Below are 19,718 nucleotides of genomic sequence, written 5' to 3'. Positions count from 1 at the left end.
TTCAGTTGATAAGTGTTTTCTTGTTCGCCGGTGATAACTGTTCGTTACCCGGGAACCACACAGTGAACGCGAGCGTCTGAGGACAAGCCCTCGGCCTATTAGTACCGGTCAACTCCACCCCTCACAGGGCTTCCATATCCGGCCTATCAACCCAGTCGTCTACTGGGAGCCTTACCCTCTCAAGGAGGTGGGAGTGCTCATCTCGAAGCAGGCTTCCCGCTTAGATGCTTTCAGCGGTTATCCCTCCCGAACGTAGCCAACCAGCCATGCCCTTGGCAGAACAACTGGCACACCAGAGGTTCGTCCGTCCCGGTCCTCTCGTACTAGGGACAGCCCTTCTCAACACTCCTACGCGCACAGCGGATAGGGACCGAACTGTCTCACGACGTTCTAAACCCAGCTCGCGTACCGCTTTAATGGGCGAACAGCCCAACCCTTGGGACCTACTCCAGCCCCAGGATGCGACGAGCCGACATCGAGGTGCCAAACCATCCCGTCGATATGGACTCTTGGGGAAGATCAGCCTGTTATCCCCGGGGTACCTTTTATCCGTTGAGCGACGGCGCTTCCACAAGCCACCGCCGGATCACTAGTCCCTACTTTCGTACCTGCTCGACCCGTCAGTCTCACAGTCAAGCTCCCTTGTGCACTTACACTCAACACCTGATTGCCAACCAGGCTGAGGGAACCTTTGGGCGCCTCCGTTACCCTTTAGGAGGCAACCGCCCCAGTTAAACTACCCACCAGACACTGTCCCTGATCCGGATCACGGACCCAGGTTAGACATCCAGCACGACCAGAGTGGTATTTCAACGGCGACTCCACAACAACTGGCGTTGCTGCTTCACAGTCTCCCACCTATCCTACACAAGCCGAACCGAACACCAATATCAAGCTATAGTAAAGGTCCCGGGGTCTTTCCGTCCTGCTGCGCGAAACGAGCATCTTTACTCGTAATGCAATTTCACCGGGCCTATGGTTGAGACAGTCGAGAAGTCGTTACGCCATTCGTGCAGGTCGGAACTTACCCGACAAGGAATTTCGCTACCTTAGGATGGTTATAGTTACCACCGCCGTTTACTGGCGCTTAAGTTCTCAGCTTCGCCTGGTCGAAACCAAGCTAACCGGTCCCCTTAACGTTCCAGCACCGGGCAGGCGTCAGTCCGTATACATCGCCTTACGGCTTCGCACGGACCTGTGTTTTTAGTAAACAGTCGCTTCTCGCTGGTCTCTGCGGCCACCCCCAGCTCAAGGTGCAAGACCCATCACCAGGAATGGCCCCCCTTCTCCCGAAGTTACGGGGGCATTTTGCCGAGTTCCTTAACCATAGTTCACCCGAACGCCTCGGTATTCTCTACCTGACCACCTGAGTCGGTTTGGGGTACGGGCCGCCATGAAACTCGCTAGAGGCTTTTCTCGACAGCATAGGATCATCCACTTCACCACAATCGGCTCGGCATCAGGTCTCAGCCTTCATGTGAGGCGGATTTGCCTACCTCACGGCCTACACCCTTACCCCGGGACAACCACCGCCCGGGCTGGACTACCTTCCTGCGTCACCCCATCGCTCACCTACTACCCCGTTGGGTCACCGGCTCCACCACGTCCCTTCGTCCGAAGACTCCAGGCCGGCTTCACGGGCTTAGCATCAAGAGGTTCAGCGTTGGCGCTTCAAAGCGGGTACGGGAATATCAACCCGTTGTCCATCGACTACGCCTGTCGGCCTCGCCTTAGGTCCCGACTTACCCTGGGCAGATCAGCTTGACCCAGGAACCCTTGGTCAATCGGCGCAAGAGTTTCCCACTCTTGTATCGCTACTCATGCCTGCATTCTCACTCGTATACCGTCCACGACTGGTTTCCACCGCCGCTTTACCCGGCACACGACGCTCCCCTACCCATCACAGCAACCGTTAGGTCTTCACGCTGCAATGACACGACTTCGGTGATGTGCTTGAGCCCCGCTACATTGTCGGCGCGGAATCACTTGACCAGTGAGCTATTACGCACTCTTTCAAGGGTGGCTGCTTCTAAGCCAACCTCCTGGTTGTCTCTGCGACTCCACATCCTTTCCCACTTAGCACACGCTTAGGGACCTTAGTCGGTGTTCTGGGCTGTTTCCCTCTCGACCATGGAGCTTATCCCCCACAGTCTCACTGCCACGCTCTCACTTACCGGCATTCGGAGTTTGGCTAAGGTCAGTAACCCGGTAAGGCCCATCGCCTATCCAGTGCTCTACCTCCGGCAAGAAACACGTGACGCTGCACCTAAATGCATTTCGGGGAGAACCAGCTATCACGGAGTTTGATTGGCCTTTCACCCCTAACCACAGGTCATCCCCCAGGTTTTCAACCCTGGTGGGTTCGGTCCTCCACACGGTCTTACCCGCGCTTCAACCTGCCCATGGCTAGATCACTCCGCTTCGGGTCTTGGGCATGCAACTCAACCGCCCTATTCGGACTCGCTTTCGCTACGGCTACCCCACACGGGTTAACCTCGCTACACACCGCAAACTCGCAGGCTCATTCTTCAAAAGGCACGCAGTCACGGCCCACGTCCGAAGACGTGAACGACGCTCCCACGGCTTGTAGGCACACGGTTTCAGGTACTATTTCACTCCGCTCCCGCGGTACTTTTCACCATTCCCTCACGGTACTATCCGCTATCGGTCACTAGGGAATATTTAGGCTTAGCGGGTGGTCCCGCCAGATTCACACGGGATTTCTCGGGCCCCGTGCTACTTGGGTGTTCTTCAAACGAGCCGTACAGATTTCGTCTACGGGGGTCTTACCCTCTACGCCGGACCTTTCGCATGTCCTTCGACTACCCATACGGTTTCTGACTCGCCGACCGGCCGGCAGACCGGTCAAGAAAAATCCCACGACCCCGAAACGGCAACCCCTGCCGGGTCTCACACCATTCCGGTTTAGCCTCATCCAGTTTCGCTCGCCACTACTCCCGGAATCACGGTTGTTTTCTCTTCCTGCGGGTACTGAGATGTTTCACTTCCCCGCGTTCCCTCCACACTGCCTATGTGTTCAGCAGCGGGTGACAGCCCATGACGACTGCCGGGTTTCCCCATTCGGAAACCCCCGGATCAAAGCCTGGTTGACGGCTCCCCGGGGACTATCGTGGCCTCCCACGTCCTTCATCGGTTCCTAGTGCCAAGGCATCCACCGTGCGCCCTTAAAAACTTGGCCACAGATGCTCGCGTCCACTGTGCAGTTCTCAAACAACGACCAGTCACCCACCCTCGACGATCCGAAGACCACCTCAAGTGAGGCCGGCACTGAGACAACGGTCAACCCGTTCCCTCAGGACCCAACAACGTGCCCGACACAGTCAATCCCAGAACGCGTTCCACGCCGAAGCAGTACTAACGTCCGATCTCTTCCTGTGCCGAATAGTCAACGTTCCACCCATGAGCAACCGTGCAGGACATTCGCCTGCAAGCGGCATATTGCTCCTTAGAAAGGAGGTGATCCAGCCGCACCTTCCGGTACGGCTACCTTGTTACGACTTCGTCCCAATCGCTGGTCCCACCTTCGACGGCTCCTCCCCTTACGGGTTAGGCCACCGGCTTCGGGTGTTACCGACTTTCGTGACGTGACGGGCGGTGTGTACAAGGCCCGGGAACGTATTCACCGCAGCATGCTGATCTGCGATTACTAGCAACTCCAACTTCATGGGGTCGAGTTGCAGACCCCAATCCGAACTGAGGCCGGCTTTTTGGGATTCGCTCCGCCTCACGGCATCGCAGCCCTTTGTACCGACCATTGTAGCACGTGTGCAGCCCAAGACATAAGGGGCATGATGATTTGACGTCGTCCCCACCTTCCTCCGAGTTGACCCCGGCAGTCTCCTGTGAGTCCCCATCACCCCGAAAGGCATGCTGGCAACACAGAACAAGGGTTGCGCTCGTTGCGGGACTTAACCCAACATCTCACGACACGAGCTGACGACAACCATGCACCACCTGTATACCGACCACAAGGGGGCACCTGTCTCCAGGTGTTTCCGGCATATGTCAAGCCTTGGTAAGGTTCTTCGCGTTGCGTCGAATTAAGCCACATGCTCCGCTGCTTGTGCGGGCCCCCGTCAATTCCTTTGAGTTTTAGCCTTGCGGCCGTACTCCCCAGGCGGGGAACTTAATGCGTTAGCTGCGGCACCGACGACGTGGAATGTCGCCAACACCTAGTTCCCAACGTTTACGGCGTGGACTACCAGGGTATCTAATCCTGTTCGCTCCCCACGCTTTCGCTCCTCAGCGTCAGTAATGGCCCAGAGATCCGCCTTCGCCACCGGTGTTCCTCCTGATATCTGCGCATTTCACCGCTACACCAGGAATTCCGATCTCCCCTACCACACTCTAGCCTGCCCGTATCGAATGCAGACCCGGGGTTAAGCCCCGGGCTTTCACATCCGACGCGACAGGCCGCCTACGAGCTCTTTACGCCCAATAATTCCGGACAACGCTCGCACCCTACGTATTACCGCGGCTGCTGGCACGTAGTTAGCCGGTGCTTCTTCTGCAGGTACCGTCACTTGCGCTTCTTCCCTGCTGAAAGAGGTTTACAACCCGAAGGCCGTCATCCCTCACGCGGCGTCGCTGCATCAGGCTTTCGCCCATTGTGCAATATTCCCCACTGCTGCCTCCCGTAGGAGTCTGGGCCGTGTCTCAGTCCCAGTGTGGCCGGTCGCCCTCTCAGGCCGGCTACCCGTCGTCGCCTTGGTAGGCCATTACCCCACCAACAAGCTGATAGGCCGCGGGCTCATCCTGCACCGCCGGAGCTTTCCACCAACCCCCATGCGGAGGAAGGTCGTATCCGGTATTAGACCCCGTTTCCAGGGCTTGTCCCAGAGTGCAGGGCAGATTGCCCACGTGTTACTCACCCGTTCGCCACTGATCCACCCCGAAGGGCTTCACCGTTCGACTTGCATGTGTTAAGCACGCCGCCAGCGTTCGTCCTGAGCCAGGATCAAACTCTCCGTGAATGTTTACCCGTAATCGGGTCGACACCCGCGTTGAGCGGCACGGCAACCACCGGAATAGGGCGGCCCCGCGCACTGCGTCCTCGCTAGTGTTTGTTTCAAAAGGAATCTCCAACCCCGATCAAACGACCGAGGCCGGGGATGTCAACATATCTGGCGTTGACTTTTGGCACGCTGTTGAGTTCTCAAGGAACGGACGCTTCCTTCGAGCCGCCTTCCAGCAGGCCCTCCGGGCTTCGTTCTTCCGTGTTTCCAGCTTATCAGACGCTTTCCGCCCCGTTTTCCGGAGTTTCATTCATCCGATTTCCCGAACTGGCCGGGGCCACTTTCGCGACGTCCACCACTTTAGCTCATTCCGAGTGTCACTCGAAATTCACACTCACCCTGGTTGACGGGAACGCCAATGAGCCCACTTTCATGGGGACCGGGGTGAGGGTGGGTCGAGCTGAGTGGATGGCCGCTCCAGCGACTCGTTCAACACTAGGCCATCGGGACGACACCGTCAAACCCCGAGGGCCGGATCTGTCCAGATCCGGCCCTCGGGGCTCAAAGCCGCAGCTCAGAGCGGGTGCGTTCTCAGCCAAGCGCGCCAAGCGTCAGCCGGCGGCGACCAGCTCCGCCGCCGCCAGGTTCCGCTTGCCGCGCCGCAGCACGAGCCAGCGGCCGTGCAGCAGGTCGGCCTCGGACGGCACCGCCTCCTCGTCCGTCACCTTGACGTTGTTGAGGTAGGCGCCGCCTTCCTTGATCGTCCGACGGGCGGCCGAGCGGCTCGGCGACAGGCCGACGGCGACCAGCAGGTCGACCACCGTCTGGAGCTCGGTCACCTCGGCCTTCGGGACCTCGGCCAGGGCGGCGGCCAGGGTCGGGGCCTCCAGGTCGGCGAGGTCGCCCTGACCGAACAGTGCCTTGGACGCGGCGACCGCGCGCTCGTACTGCTCCGCGCCGTGCACCAGCGTGGTGAGCTCCTCGGCGAGGGCCCGCTGGGCGAGGCGGGCGGCGGGGCGCTCGGTGGTCTCGCGCTCCAGCTCCTCGATCTCCTCCTTCGAGCGGAAGCTGAAGATCCGCAGGAAGTTGGAGACGTCCCGGTCGTCCGCGTTCAGCCAGAACTGGTAAAAGGCGTACGGGGTGGTCAGCTCGGGGTCGAGCCAGACCGTGCCGGACTCGGTCTTGCCGAACTTGGTGCCGTCGGCCTTGACGATCAGCGGCGTGGCCAGCGCGTGGACGGACTTGCCGTCGGCCTTGCGGATCAGGTCCGTGCCGGCGGTGAGGTTGCCCCACTGGTCGCTGCCGCCGGTCTGCAGCGTGCAGCCGTAGCGGCGGTTCAGCTCCAGGTAGTCCATGCCCTGGAGGATCTGGTAGCTGAACTCGGTGTAGCTGATGCCCGCGTCGGAGTTGAGCCGTCGGGCGACGGCCTCCTTGGCGATCATGTTGTTGACCCGGAAGTACTTGCCCACGTCACGCAGCAGGCTGATCGCCGACATCCCGGACGTCCAGTCCAGGTTGTTGACCATGCGCGCCGCGTACGGGCCGTCGAAGTCCAGGAAGCGCGAGATCTGGCCGCGCAGCCGCTCGACCCAGCCGGCCACCGTCTCGGGGTCGTTGAGCACGCGCTCGGCGGTGGGCTTCGGGTCGCCGATCAGGCCCGTGGCGCCCCCGACCAGGCCGAGCGGGAGGTTCCCCGCCTGCTGGATGCGGCGCATGGTGAGGATCTGCACCAGGTTGCCGAGGTGCAGGCTGGGGGCCGTCGGGTCGAAGCCGCAATAGAACGTGACCGGGCCGTCCGCGAACGCCTTGCGCAGTGCGTCCTCGTCGGTGGACAGGGCGATCAGCCCACGCCACCGCAGCTCGTCGACGATGTCCGTCACGGTCACGCTTCTCCTTCGATCGGGCGTCCGCCCAGTGCCGGCCCGGTTCGGTCGGGCCCCGGGTCGGTACGACTCCAGCCTGATAGAGCCTACGCGGTCCCGGCCAGCGAGTTTCCCCCGAGGCGCCACACCGGTCGGGCGGCGTCCGTCCCCCGGCCCCTCCCCGATACCGGAAATTCCGTTGTTCGACGGCTGCGGGCCCATTCAGAGTGGTTCCACCGCCGTGCGGCGGCAGTGACGTGTGTGGAGACGGTCGTGCCGCCGTGGCACGCCCGCGGGAAGGGTGTGCCGAGTGCGCAACACGCTGGTTCTGAACGCGAGCTACGAGCCCCTGACGACGGTGTCGCTCCAGCGCGCCGTCGTCCTGGTGCTCCAGGACAAGGCGGTGGTGGAGCAGGCGCATCCGCTGCGCTCGATCCGGGGGACGGGCGTGGCCGTCCCGGTGCCGCGGGTGATCAGACTGCAACGGTACGTACGGGTGCCGTTCCGACAACGGGCTCCGTGGTCGCGGCGGGGTGTCCTGGCCCGGGACCAGCACCTCTGCGCGTACTGCGGGCGGCGGGCCACCACGGTGGACCACCTCCAGCCCAGGTCGCGCGGTGGTGCCGACAGCTGGATCAACACCGTCGCCGCGTGCGCGGAGGACAACCAGCGCAAGGCGGACCGCACGCCGGAGCAGGCCGGGATGAAGCTGCTGCGCCGCCCGTTCGAGCCGACGCCGCAGGCCAGCCTGATGCTGGCGCTCGGTCTGCGCAGCTCGGAGGTCCGCGACCTCGCCGACTGGCTGCCGGTCGTACCGGGCCGGCCCGTCTCGGCGGCCTGAGCACACATCCGACGACACCCGGCGACTGAAAGCGACTGGAGGCGACGGACGGCGGCCGGCAACGGCGGTGACGGCGGCGGGCGTGGAGCAGGCAGGGCGGAAGGCGTCAGTCCTTCGCCTGGTACCCCGCCGCCGTGCCGTAGTTGGTCGAGTGCTCGGGCACCACGACCACCTGCCCGCCGCCGATCAGCACCCGTCCGGAGATCAGCAGCGATCCGGTGCCGGAGGGGAAGTTGCCGCCGGTGGCCTCCTGGCCGCCCGCCAGCGGGAACCGGCTGAGGCGGGCGGGCTGGTCGCGGCGTTCGTCGGCGGCGAGCACCAGCGACCCGCCGTCGATGCCGACGGCCCGGACGGCGCCCTTGGCGGCGGTCGGCACCTTCCAGCGCTGCTTGCCGGTGTCCAGGTCGTAGCCGACCGCGGCCACCTGCCCGCCGCCGTTCGGCGGAGTCAGGGTGGTGACCATCGTGCGGCCCTCGAAGTACACGCCGGGAGTGGCCGAAAACGTACCGTGGGCGACGTCCAGCCGGCCGCCGTCGACGGCCACCGGGATCTCGGCGGCCGGGTCGCCGGCGGTGCCCCAGGCGAACACCCGGTCGTTCTCCGGCTTCTCGCCGGTGGTGAGGACGACGGCCGGCTCGGCGGACAGCACGGTCACCGTCTTCGGCTGGTTGTTCAGGCCCCGCCACCAACTGACCTTGCCGTCGGCGGTGTTCAGCGCGACGGCCTGGTCCGTGGGGGTCGAGTCGGCGCAGGAGGAGGCGACCAGCACCGTCTTGCCGCTGACCCCGCCGGACAGCGTGCAGAACTTGCCCTGGCCGGTGTACTGCCAGACGTCCTTCCCGTCGGCCGACTCCCAGGCCAGCACCCGGTCGTCGCCGACCGCGATCACCTTGTCCTCGGTGACGCCGACCCGGGCCGAGTAGGCGCCCTTGGCGTCCGAGAGGGCCTTGGTCCAGGCGGTCCTGCCGGTCTTGGTGTCCACGGCGACCACCAGCGTGCAGGGGCTCTTCGGATCGGCCTGCGGACGGAACAGCGCCGCGCCCAGGCCCGCCTGGTTCACCCCCGCCGACAGCCCGCACGGGACGGCCCCGGCGGCCGGCGGCTCCACCGACCAGGCGAGCTTGCCGCCCGCCCGGTCGTACGCGTGCACCCCGGAGCCGTCGGCCCGGACCACCGCGTCGGCCAGCGGCCAGCTGCCGACCAGCGTGTCGTCGCCCCCGGCAGGACCGGCCGCGGCGGGCTGCGCGGCCCACGCCCGGGTGTGCGCCACCGCGAAGCCCGGCTCACCGCCGCTGCTCGCCGCCGCGCTGCCGCCGCCCTCGGTGCCGACCATCAGCCCGGCCACCGCCAGCACGCCCAGCGCGGCCACCCCGGCGCCGGTCCGCACCAGCAGGGCCTTGCGACTGGGCACGTGATCGCCGGTCAGCACCGCGCCGGCGGCCTTCCGGGCCCTGGCGGAGAGTGCGGAGCCGGAGCCCGCGGCGGTGCCGGAACCGCCGCCGGCGCCCCGGCGGGCGGCGGCCCGCGACGGCGCGACGGGCTCGGCCGTCACGCCGGGGGCCTGCGGAGAGGTCTCGGCGGGCTCCTCCGGGACGGGCGCGGGCGCCGGCTCGGCCTCCTCGATGTGCACGTAGCCGTCCGCCGAGTACTCCGCCCCCGCCGGGACGTACAGCCCGTCACCGGCGGGCTGCTGCGCGGCGGCGTACGGCGCGTACGGCTGGTGCTGCAGCGGGTGGTCCTGGTACGGCGGATACGGCTGGTACTGCCCCTGCTCGCCGTACTGGCCCTGGACGTAGCCGCCCTCGGCCTGGCCGGTCCGGCCGTGCCCGCCCTGGTCGTAACCGGCGTGCCCGTAGCCGCTCTGGTCGTAACCGCCCTGCCCGTACCCGCTCTGGCCGTACCCGCCGTGGTCGTAACCGGTGTGCCCGTAGCCGATCTGGTCGCCCTGGCCGGCCTGCGGCTGCTGCTGCCCGTACGCCTCCGGGCCGTGACCCGCCTGCGGCTGCCACGGCGACGGCTGCTCCGGCGCCTGCTGCTGCTCGGCGTACCCCCCGTACCCGTCGTTCGGCCAGTCCGCGTCGCCCCGGGGCGGCCAGGGCTGTCGGGGGTGGGCGTCTCCGAAGGGCTCCTGCGCCATCCGTTCCGTCCCTCCCGAGCCGCCTGCCTGCCGATGCGGCAGTCAGCATCTCACGCCCGCCCGGGGGCGCGGCCCGGGCCCTCGGTCGTCCGGGTCCCCCGCTTCCGGCCGTACGGTCGGTCAGCCGGCCGACTCGGCGCGCAGGGCCTCGTCGATCCGGGCGGCGAGGGTGAGGTCCAGACCGGTGAGGCCGCCGGCGCTGTGGGTGGACAGCACGAAGCGCAGGGTGCGCCAGCGGATGTCGATGTCGGGGTGGTGGTCGAGCGCCTCGGCCTGCTCGGCGACGGCGCCGACCACCCGGATCGCGGCCGGGAAGTCCGGGGCGGCGGCGGTCCGGACGATGCTGCCGCCCTCCCGCTCCCACTGCGGCAGCGCCGCCAGGGCCGCCGTGATCTCGTCCTCGCTCAGCCGTGCCCTGCTGCTCATCGCCGCGCTCCTGGTGGGTCGTCGGTCCGGGGTACCGGGCCCCAGGAGGTCCGGGGTCCGGTGTCAGGCGGCCTTCCGGCGCGGACGGACCACCAGCTCGCCGCCGCAGTTGGGGCAGGCGCCGGCCATGGCCTCGGTGCAGTCCGGGCAGAAGGTGCACTCGTAGGAACATATCGAGGCGCCGCCGTCCGCGGTCAGCGACACCTCGCAGCGCTCGCAGCGCTCACGCATCTCCAGGGCCATGGCGTACTCCTCCGATGTGCGGACGGTCAGACGGTCTGACGTTCGTTCAGCTCAGCAACAGCTTGGTGACGGCCACCAGGCCGACCACCACGATGACGGCGCGCAGCGCGGTCGGCGGGAGCCGGCGGCCGACCTTGGCGCCGAGCAGACCGCCGACCAGCGAGCCCGCCGCGATCAGCCCGGCGGCGGCCCAGTTCACGGTCGAGGTGAAGAGGAAGAAGAGCGCTGCGACCGCGTTGACGATCATCGCCAGGGCGTTCTTCACCGCGTTGATCCGCTGGAGCTCCTCCTGGAGCAGCATGCCCATCAGCGCCATCAGCAGCACGCCCTGCGCGGCGCCGAAGTAGCCGCCGTAGATGCCGGTCAGGAACACGCCGACCAGCAGCACCGGGCCGCCGTCCGGATCGCCGTCGGGGCGGCGGCGGGCCGCGACGGCCTTGGCCACCCGGGGCTGGACCACCACCAGGACGAGCGCGAGCAGGATCAGCGCCGGGACGATCGCGTCGAAGGCCCCGCTCGGCAGCCTGACCAGCAGCAGCGCGCCGAGCAGCCCGCCGAGCAGCGAGGCGGTGCCCATCCGCAGCACGCGGCGGCCCTGGTCGGCCAGTTCACGGCGGTACCCGATCACGCCGCTGAGCGAGCCGGGGACCAGGCCGAAGGCATTGGAGACGTTGGCGGTGACCGGGGGGATGCCGACGGCGAGCAGGACCGGGAAGGTGATCAGGGTGCCGGAACCGACGATCACGTTGATCATCCCGGCACCGACGCCCGCCACCAGGACGGCGATCGACTCCCAGAGCGTCATGGGTCGGCTCTCCTCTCGGTCCTGTCCGAGGGGATCATGCCGGACGGCCGTACGGCCCGACCAGACCCTCCCACGATTCGGGACGCACGCCACAGCGCCCGGTCCGCCCGGGCCGGCGCCGCGACAGGCCGAGGGCCCGCCGCCTCCCGGCGACGGGCCCTGATCCGAGGCGAACCGTCAGACACGCGCCGGCACGGTCCGAGCCGTCACTCCGGGTCGATCTTCGGGTACTCCCGCGCCGGGTCCACCCGGGGGCGGGCGGCGCCCTTCTCGGTGTCCACCGGCCGCGGGCCGGACGCCGGGTCCAGCGGCACCTGGGTGGCCGCCGGGGCCGTCTGCGGGACGCTGGGCGCCGCGACCGCGCCGCCGTTCACGCCGCCGTTGCCGGTCAGGCCGGTGAAGGCGCCGCCGAGGCCCTTGAGCGCGTCGCCGACCTCGCTGGGGATGATCCACAGCTTGTTGGAGTCGCCCTTGGCCAGCTCGGGCAGGGTCTGGAGGTACTGGTAGGCGAGCAGCTTCTGGTCGGCGTCGCCGTCGTGGATGGCCTCGAAGACCGTCCGGATCGCGGCCGCCTCACCGTCCGCGCGCAGCACCGCGGCCTGCGCCTCACCCTCGGCCTTGAGCACCTCGGCCTGCTTCTCACCCTCGGCCTTGAGGATCTGGGCCTGGCGCTGGCCTTCGGCGGTGAGGATCGCGGCGCGCTTGTCGCGGTCGGCGCGCATCTGCTTCTCCATCGAGTCCTGGATGGAGGTCGGCGGCTCGATCGCCTTCAGCTCGACCCGGTTGACCCGGATGCCCCACTTGCCGGTGGCCTCGTCCAGGACGCCGCGCAGGCCGGCGTTGATGACCTCGCGCGAGGTCAGGGTGGACTCCAGGTCCATCGAGCCGATGATGTTGCGCAGGGTGGTGACGGTGAGCTGCTCGATCGCCTGGATGTAGCTGGCGACCTCGTAGGTCGCGGCGCGGGGGTCGGTCACCTGGTAGTAGATGACGGTGTCGATGTTGACGACCAGGTTGTCCTGGGTGATCACCGGCTGGGGCGGGAACGGCACGACCTGCTCGCGCAGGTCGATCCGGTTGCGGACCCGGTCGATGAACGGGACGACGATGTTCAGCCCCGCGTTGAGCGTCCGGGTGTAGCGGCCGAAGCGCTCCACGATCGCGGCGCTGGCCTGCGGGATGACCTGGATCGTCTTGATCAGCGCGATGAAGGCCACCACGACCAGGACGACCAAAACGATAAGGACGGGTTCCACGGACTCTCCCCTAGACGACCAGGGCGGTCGCGCCCTGGATTTCGACGACGTCGACCTGCTGCCCGGGCTGGTACACCTGGCCCGGGTGGAGCGCACGGGCCGACCAGATCTCGCCGTTCAGCTTGATCCGCCCGCCCTCCCCGTCGACGGTTTCCGCGACGACCGCGGTGGCGCCCTGGAGCGCCTCGATGCCCATCTTGACCTGCGGGCCCCGCTGGAGCTGCCGGTAGGCGATCGGGCGGACGAACGCCACCAGGGCGACCGAGACGAGGACGAAGGTCACGGTCTCCAGGACCACTCCCCCGCCCAGTGCGGCCACGCCGGAGGCGGCCAGCGCCCCGACCGCGAACATGGCGAACTCCGGCATCGCGGTCAGCACCAGCGGTATGCCGAGCCCTGCGGCGGCCAGGAGCCACCAGATCCAGCTGTCCACACGTCCATCCTAGGGAGCGAAGGCCTTCGAGGCGGACAGTTCCCGCAGGTCGAGGGGCGGAAACCGGTCGCGCGTACGACCGGTTCCCGACGGCCTTCCGGAGGGCGGACGGACGGGGCGTCAGCCCAGCGGCAGACCCTGGGCCGACCAGCGGTCTCCGTGCCGCTCCAGGGTCAGCGGCAGGCCGAAGCACTTGGAGAGGTTGCGGGCGGTCAGCTCGGTGTCGATCGGGCCGGCGGTGAGCACCTTCCCCTGACGGATCATCAGGACGTGGGTGAAGCCGGGCGCGATCTCCTCGACGTGGTGGGTGACCATCGCCATCGCCGGGGCGAACTCGTCCTGGGCGAGCGCGCCGAGCCGGCGGACCAGGTCCTCGCGGCCGCCGAGGTCCAGGCCGGCGGCCGGCTCGTCGAGCAGCAGCAGCTCGGGGTCGGTCATCAGGGCGCGGGCGATCAGGGTGCGCTTGCGCTCGCCCTCGGAGAGGGTGCCGAACTTGCGGTCGGTGAGGCCGGCCATGCCGAGGCGGTCGAGCAGGGCGAGGGCCCGGCCCTCGTCCGACTGCTCGTAGGTCTCCTGCCAGCTGACCGTCATGCCGTACGCGGCGGTGAGGACGGTCTGGAGCACGGTCTGCTCGGCCGGCAGCTTGTCGAACATCGCGGCACCGGCCAGGCCGATCCGGGAGCGCAGCTCGAAGACGTCGATCTCGCCGAGCTTCTCGCCCAGCACCGTGACCTTGCCCGAGGTCGGGAACAGGTACGAGGAGGCGATCTGCAACAGCGTGGTCTTGCCGGCGCCGTTCGGGCCCAGAATGACCCAGCGCTCGCCCTCGGAGATGGACCACGAGACCTGGTCGACCAGCGCGCGCCCCTCCCGGACCACGGATACGTCCACCAGCTCCAGCACGTCGCTCATGCCTATGCCTTCCCCAAAAAACAAGATTCTCGGCCGTCGGTGCGGGCGGCGAGCCTACTCCGGCGGCCGGTGGGCACGGGGTAAGTGCGCCGCACACGCATGGGCAAACCTACGCCACGCGGATGACCGCCGATTCCGTAGGCTGGCCGGATGCTCGTGACTCCTGCCGACAATCCGTACGAAGAGCCCCGTTCGGGGCGGCTCACCGCATGGGGCAACGCCCTGCTGGCGGGCCTGGTGCCGCCGGACGACGCCGCCGCGGCCGTCCTGGGCTCGGACGAGGTCCACCGGGTGACCGGGCTGCCCGGTGACGAGCCCGGCGAGCGGCACGGGCTGACCTGGGCGCTGGGGCGGCTGCGGGTGCTCGGCGTACGGGGCCTGCGGCTCGCGCTGCCCTCGGCCGGGCACCCGATCGGGCTGACCGGTCCGAAGGCGTTCAACGAGCGGGCCATGGACGCGGGCGAGGCCGTCCTGGCCGTGGGCGCGCCGCTCGGGCTGGTGCCGGAGGTGGAGGTGTACGGCCCGGCCGGCGACCGCTCGGCCACCGTGCTGTGGCGCTGTTCCGAGGTCGACGACGCCCCTCCGGCGGACGTTCCCTCGCTGCACGAGGCCGAGCGGGAGCTGGCGGACGGGCTGCGGGAGGCGACCGTGCTGCTCACCCGCCTCGACGTGGCCGGTGCCGGGCCCGAGGCCCTGCGCGCGCTGGACGCCTACCGCCGCCGCGGCCACGGCGAGCTGCTCGCCCCCGGCTACCCGCCCCGGGCCGCCCGGGTCCTGGAGTCGGCCCGTCAGGTGTCCGCGCTGCTGGCCATCGCCTCCGGCGGGCACGGCGCCGCCGTCAGCGCCTCGGAGATGGCGGCCCGCCAGTCTGTCCTGGCCCCGCTGCGGCGCACCGCCCGGCGCGCCCAGGTGGCCGCCTACAACGCCCTCGTCGACGAGCGGGACGACCGCTGAGGCGTGCCGGGTCCCGGGCCGCCGTCGCGCGCGCTACCCCTCCCGGGTCGCGCCGTGGCGGACGGCCCAGAGTGCCGCCTGGGTGCGGTCGGCCAGGTCCAGCTTCATGAGGATGTTGGACACGTGGGTCTTCACCGTCTTCTCCGAGAGGTGCAGGCTGCGGGCGATCTCCCGGTTGGAGCGGCCGTCGGCGATGTGGCCGAGCACCTCGCGCTCGCGCTCGGTGAGCGTGCCGCCGCGGCCCTGCGGCGCGCGCGGGCCGTCGTCGGAGAGCAGCGCCTCGGCCAGTTCGGGCTGGAGCAGGACGTGGCCGGCGTGCACCGAGCGGATCGCCCCGGCCAGCGCCTCCGGGTCCACGTCCTTGTAGACGTACCCGGCCGCTCCGGCCCGCAGCGCGGGGACCATCGTGCGGTGCTCGGTGAAGCTGGTGACGATCAGGATCCGGGCCCGGCTGCCCTCCCCCTTGAGCGTGCGCAGCGCCTCGATGCCGTCGACGCCGGGCATCTTGAGGTCCATCAGGACGACGTCGGGGTCGAGTTCACGGGCCCGCTCGATGCCCTCCGCCCCGTCGGCGGCCTCGCCGACCACCTCGATGTCGTCCTGGACCTCCAGGAAGGTGCGCAGTCCGCGCCGGACCACCTGGTGGTCGTCGACCAGCAGCACGCGGATCGACGGTGTGCTCTCAGGCACCGGGGACCTCCATCTCGACGAGCGTCCCCCGGCCGGGGGCCGACTCCAGGGTGAGCGTGCCGCCGACGGCGGCCGCGCGGTCGCGCATCGAGGCCAGGCCGAGGTGGCGGCCGGCCCGGCGGACGGACTCCGGATCGAAGCCGCGCCCGTCGTCGTGCACCCGCAGCAGCGCGCCGCGGGCCGGTGTCCCGGCCAGCGTGACGGTGACCCGGCGGGCGCCGGAGTGGCGCAGCGCGTTGTGCAGCGCTTCCTGGGCGACTCTCAGCATTGCGGCCTCCTGGGCGGGCGGCAGCGCCCGGACGCCGTCGGCGGCGAAGGCGACGTCGGCGGTGTGCGCCCGGTCGAGGACCTGCACCTGGGAGGCGAGGGTGGCGCTGAGCCCGTCCTCCTCCAGGGCGGCGGGCCGCAGTTCCACGACGACGGCGCGCAGTTCGTCGGCCGCCTCGGCGGCCAGCCGGGCGACCTCGGCGAGCTCGGCGCGGGCCCGGGCCGGGTCGCGGTCGACGAGCTTGGCGGCCGCCTTGGCCGTGAGCCGGAGCGAGAAGAGCTTCTGTGAGACGGCGTCATGGAGGTCGTGGGCGATCCGGGCGCGCTCGCCGGCCAGGGTGAGTTCGCGGCTGCGCTCGTACAGCCGGGCGTTGGACAGGGCGAGGGCGGCGTGCGCGGCGAGGATCCGCAGCAGTTCCTCGTCGTGGTCGGTGAAGAGGCCGCCGCCGCGCTTGTTGGCGAGGAAGATGACGCCCATCACCTGCGGCTCGTCCTCGGCCGCGTCGGTGTCCAGGATCGGCATGCCCAGGAAGGCGTCCATGTCGGGGTGGGCCGCGGGCCACCCCTCGAAGGCGGGTGCCTTGCGGACGTCGACGAGCCGGGTGGGGCCGGTCTCGTGCAGCATCGCGCCGAGCACGCCGTGCTGCCGGGGCAGCGGGCCGATGGCCCGCCACTGCTCGTCGGTGACGCCGTCGACGACGAACTGGGCGAAGCCCCCGTGGTCGTCGGGCACGCCGAGGGCCGCGTACTCGGCGCCGAGCAGTCCGCGGGCGGAGGCGGTGATGCGGCGCAGCACCTCACGGACCTCGAGGTGCCGGCTCATGGCGAGCAGGGCCTGGCTGACGGCCTCGATGCCGGACAAGCACGGTTCGCAGGCGGGCAGCGGGCCGTGGTGGGCCCGGTGGTCTCCGGTGGTGCTGGGCATACCGCCAAACTACCGCCGCCGTGACGGGCGCCGCGTCCGTCCCCGGCCGCTCCGGGCCCAGGTCCGGGGACCTAGGCCGCAGGGCCCGCCCCGGGGCCGCCGAGCGCCGTCCGGGGCGGGCGGGACCGCTCTCGACCGCCCGGGCCGCGACGCGACCGCCGGGAACGCCGGGAACGCCCGAGGGGCGGCCCCCCGGTGGGAGGCCGCCCCTCGGGCGGAGTCGGAGAAGGGGTCAGCCCTTCTGCATGACCTCGGGCTCGTGCCGGCGCTGGAGCCGGGTCACGATGACGCCGATGACGACGGAGATGACGATCAGCACGCCGGCGTCGATCGCCCACTGGGCGACGCTGTGCTCCCACAGCGGGTCGTAGTTGGGGTTCTGGAAGTCCTTGTTCCAGGGGCCCATGAGCACGGAGAGGTCGAGCGTGGTGGACACGATGCCGGTGCCCCAGCGGGCCGGCATCAGCCAGGCGACCTGCTCCAGTCCGGGCTTGCTGAAGATCTGGAAGAGGCAGCCGGTGAAGACGACCTGGACGATGGCGAACATGACCAGCAGCGGCATGGTCTTCTCGGCGGTCTTCACCAGCGCGGAGATCATCAGGCCGAACATCATCGCGGCGAAGCTCAGCAGGATCATGCCGAGGGTCATCTCGATGACCGGCAGGTTCTTGACGATCAGGCCGGTCTCGGGGAGCTTGCGCGGCAGGAAGCCGACGGCGGAGATGATGGCGCCCTGGATCACGCTGAAGAAGCCCAGCACGATGATCTTGGACATCATGTACGCCGAGCGGGAGAGCCCGGTGGCTCGTTCTCGCTCGTAGATCGCCCGTTCCTTGATCAACTCGCGGACCGAGTTGGCCGCCCCGGAGAAGCAGGCGCCGATCGCCAGGATCAGCATGATCGTCGCGGCGCCGCTGTTGAGGTGGAGCTGCGTCTTGGGGTTGGGCGCGAGCCCCGGTTCGTTGGGGATCAGCACGCTGACCGCGCCGATGACCGCCGGCAGCAGCACCGACAGGGCCAGGAAGCCGCGGTCCGAGGCGAGCACCGACATGTAGCGGCGCATCAGCGTCCACAGCTGCGAGCCCCAGCTCTGCGGCTTGGGCGGGCGGATCGCCTCCTGGGCGACCTGGACGTGCTTCGCCTCGCCCGACTCCACGTCGGGGGCGGAGTACTGCTGGTAGTGCACCGAGCCGCGGTAGCGGCCGGCCCAGTCGTGGTCGGGGTAGTTCTCGAAGGCCTGGAAGACGTCCGCCCAGGTCTCGTACCCGAAGAAGTGCAGCGCCTCGTCCGGCGGGCCGAAGTAGGCCACCGAGCCGCCCGGAGCCATCACCAGCAGCCGGTCGCAGAGCGCGAGTTCGGCCACCGAGTGGGTGACGACCAGGATGGTGCGGCCGTCGTCGGCGAGGCCGCGCAGCATCTGCATGACCTCGCGGTCCATGCCCGGGTCGAGGCCCGAGGTGGGCTCGTCCAGGAAGATCAGCGACGGCTTGGTGAGCAGCTCCAGGGCGACCGAGACACGCTTCTGCTGACCGCCGGAGAGCGCGGTGATCTTGTTGTCGGCGCGCTTGTCCAGGCGCAGCTCGTACAGCACCTCGTCGATCCGGGCCTCGCGCTCGCGCGCCTCGGTGTCGCCGGGGAAGCGCAGCCGGGCCGCGTACTTGAGGCCGGTGCGGACGGTGAGCTCCTTGTGCAGGATCTCCGACTGGGGCACCAGGCCGATGCGCGAGCGCAGTTCGGCGAACTGCTTGTAGAGGTTGCGGCCGTCGTACAGGACGTCGCCGCGGTCGGCCGGGCGGTAGCCGGTGAGGGCGCGCAGCAGGGTCGACTTGCCGGAGCCGGACGGGCCGATGACCGCGACCAGGGACTTCTCCGGGACGCCGAAGCTGACGTCGTTGAGCAGGATCTTCTTGGCGCCCTTGTGCTCGACCTCGACGGTCAGGTGGCGGGCGGAGAAGGAGACGGCGCCGGTCTCGACGAACTCCTGCAGCTGGTCGCCGACCAGGACGAAGCCGGAGTGACCGACGGTCAGGCGGTCCTGCGGCCCCATCAGCTGGCGCTGGACGCGCTGGCCGTTGAGGAAGATGCCGTTGTGGCTGCCGAGGTCGACGATCTCGTAGCGGCCGTCCGGGAGCTGGCGCAGCTCGGCGTGGTGGCGGGAGACCTGGAGGTCGGACACCACGATGTCGTTGTCGAGCGCACGGCCGATCCGGACGGTGCGCATCGCCGACGTCAGGTTGCGGATGACGGTCGGCTGGGGACCGCCGCCGTGCTGCGGCGGGGCCGGGAAGCCCTGCTGCTCCGGGAAGCCGCCGTGCTGGGGCTGCTGCGGGGCCGGCTGGGCCTGCGGCGGCGCGTACTGCTGCTGCGGGAACGGCGGCTGCGCCTGCGGCTGGCCCGGCCAGGCCTGCTGCGGCTGCTGGTACGGGTCGTGCTGCGGCCAGCCCTGCTGCGGGGCGGGCTGGTGGGGTGCGGGCACCGGGCCGCGGCTGGTGGCGGCCTCGTGCATCGGGGCGGCCTGCGGAGCCGCGGCGTGCGCGGGTGCGGAGAAGCCGAGCCGGGGGCCGTTCTCCGGGTTGCCCAGGTTGACCACGGCACCGGGGAACAGCTGGGCCTGCATGGTGCGGGCGCCGGCCACGTACGTCCCGTTGGTGCTGCCGTGGTCGTCCAGCTGCCATCCGCTGCCGTTGAAGCTCATGGTCCCGTGGTGCCAGGACACCCGTGCGTCGTCGAACGGGAAGTCCGACTGCGGGTTGCGCCCGATGGTGTAGGACCGCCCGGGCTCCAGAGTCCGCTGCTGTCCGTTGATCTCAATGACGAGTTGCGGCACTGCGCGCCTGCCCCGCTCTCTCGGTTCCCCCGAATTGTGGCCCCCGGCCGGGGTGCGATGTTCCTGTGACTGACGGGGGGAATCATTCCAGCCCGTCGACCGCCGATGAAAGTCGGCCCGGGTGACTGTGACCAGGCTGCGACCGAGCCCCGGCCGGTGCCGTC

The 19,718-nt window shown here is 68.7% G+C and carries 13 protein-coding genes and 2 rRNA genes; 2 read left to right on the top strand and 13 right to left on the bottom strand.

What is annotated here, in order from left to right; genetic code table 11:
* Positions 1-78 precede the first annotated feature (78 nt).
* From ACZ5GH_RS26470 to tyrS, 3 genes are all read right to left on the bottom strand, one after another.
* Positions 79-3,199, bottom strand: a 23S ribosomal RNA gene (locus ACZ5GH_RS26470).
* A 271-nt stretch (positions 3,200-3,470) separates the two neighbouring features.
* A 16S ribosomal RNA gene (locus ACZ5GH_RS26465) occupies positions 3,471-4,994 on the bottom strand.
* Together the 16S and 23S rRNA genes form the textbook arrangement of a ribosomal RNA operon.
* Positions 4,995-5,587: 593 nt before the next feature.
* Positions 5,588-6,856 carry a tyrosine--tRNA ligase gene (tyrS, locus tag ACZ5GH_RS26460; RefSeq protein ID WP_387758540.1) on the bottom strand — a complete coding sequence of 423 codons (1,269 nt, stop codon included), beginning with the start codon at positions 6,854-6,856 and terminating at the stop codon, positions 5,588-5,590.
* 292 nt (positions 6,857-7,148) lie between these two features.
* Between tyrS and ACZ5GH_RS26455 the strand changes: the two genes are divergently transcribed.
* Positions 7,149-7,679, top strand: coding sequence for an HNH endonuclease (locus ACZ5GH_RS26455; protein ID WP_387758525.1), 531 nt, complete (start codon positions 7,149-7,151; stop codon positions 7,677-7,679).
* A 106-nt stretch (positions 7,680-7,785) separates the two neighbouring features.
* Here the strand turns inward: ACZ5GH_RS26455 and ACZ5GH_RS26450 are convergent, their stop codons facing one another.
* The 7 genes from ACZ5GH_RS26450 to ACZ5GH_RS26420 form a co-directional block, all read right to left on the bottom strand.
* Positions 7,786-9,816 (bottom strand): outer membrane protein assembly factor BamB family protein, encoded by a 2,031-nt coding sequence (locus ACZ5GH_RS26450; RefSeq protein ID WP_464335401.1) that lies wholly within the window; start codon positions 9,814-9,816, stop codon positions 7,786-7,788.
* Positions 9,817-9,936: 120 nt separating this feature from the next.
* Positions 9,937-10,242, bottom strand: a complete 306-nt coding sequence (locus ACZ5GH_RS26445) for a 4a-hydroxytetrahydrobiopterin dehydratase (protein WP_387758522.1) — start codon at positions 10,240-10,242, stop codon at positions 9,937-9,939.
* A gap of 63 nt (positions 10,243-10,305) precedes the next feature.
* Complete coding sequence (locus tag ACZ5GH_RS26440; RefSeq protein WP_387758521.1) at positions 10,306-10,485, bottom strand: DUF1272 domain-containing protein; 180 nt, start codon at positions 10,483-10,485, stop codon at positions 10,306-10,308.
* 46 nt (positions 10,486-10,531) lie between these two features.
* Positions 10,532-11,290 carry a sulfite exporter TauE/SafE family protein gene (locus tag ACZ5GH_RS26435; RefSeq protein ID WP_387758519.1) on the bottom strand — a complete coding sequence of 253 codons (759 nt, stop codon included), beginning with the start codon at positions 11,288-11,290 and terminating at the stop codon, positions 10,532-10,534.
* A gap of 206 nt (positions 11,291-11,496) precedes the next feature.
* Positions 11,497-12,546, bottom strand: coding sequence for an SPFH domain-containing protein (locus ACZ5GH_RS26430; protein ID WP_387758518.1), 1,050 nt, complete (start codon positions 12,544-12,546; stop codon positions 11,497-11,499).
* A gap of 10 nt (positions 12,547-12,556) precedes the next feature.
* Positions 12,557-12,979 (bottom strand): NfeD family protein, encoded by a 423-nt coding sequence (locus ACZ5GH_RS26425; protein ID WP_387758517.1) that lies wholly within the window; start codon positions 12,977-12,979, stop codon positions 12,557-12,559.
* A 120-nt stretch (positions 12,980-13,099) separates the two neighbouring features.
* Complete coding sequence (locus tag ACZ5GH_RS26420; protein ID WP_097235722.1) at positions 13,100-13,891, bottom strand: ABC transporter ATP-binding protein; 792 nt, start codon at positions 13,889-13,891, stop codon at positions 13,100-13,102.
* A gap of 150 nt (positions 13,892-14,041) precedes the next feature.
* Here ACZ5GH_RS26420 and ACZ5GH_RS26415 point away from each other — a divergent pair, with 150 nt between their 5' ends.
* Complete coding sequence (locus ACZ5GH_RS26415) at positions 14,042-14,845, top strand: hypothetical protein (RefSeq protein ID WP_464335400.1); 804 nt, start codon at positions 14,042-14,044, stop codon at positions 14,843-14,845.
* Positions 14,846-14,878: 33 nt separating this feature from the next.
* On the opposite strand, the gene ACZ5GH_RS26410 is transcribed toward ACZ5GH_RS26415, so the two are convergent.
* From ACZ5GH_RS26410 to ACZ5GH_RS26400, 3 genes are all read right to left on the bottom strand, one after another.
* Entirely contained in the window at positions 14,879-15,535 is a 657-nt protein-coding gene (locus ACZ5GH_RS26410) for a response regulator (protein ID WP_387758514.1), read from the bottom strand.
* Positions 15,528-16,625 (bottom strand): GAF domain-containing sensor histidine kinase, encoded by a 1,098-nt coding sequence (locus tag ACZ5GH_RS26405; protein ID WP_464336875.1) that lies wholly within the window; start codon positions 16,623-16,625, stop codon positions 15,528-15,530. The genes ACZ5GH_RS26410 and ACZ5GH_RS26405 overlap by 8 nt, the downstream gene beginning before the upstream one ends.
* 334 nt (positions 16,626-16,959) lie before the next feature.
* The gene (locus tag ACZ5GH_RS26400) at positions 16,960-19,554 is read right to left on the bottom strand and encodes an ABC transporter ATP-binding protein/permease (RefSeq protein ID WP_387758512.1); all 2,595 of its coding nucleotides are present in this window, start codon (positions 19,552-19,554) and stop codon (positions 16,960-16,962) included.
* Positions 19,555-19,718 lie beyond the last annotated feature (164 nt).

The sequence above is a fragment of the Kitasatospora sp. Xyl93 genome, from assembly GCF_055383135.1.
Note: the sequence above shows the minus strand (reverse complement) of the source record. Positions and strands in the feature narration are given on the sequence as shown.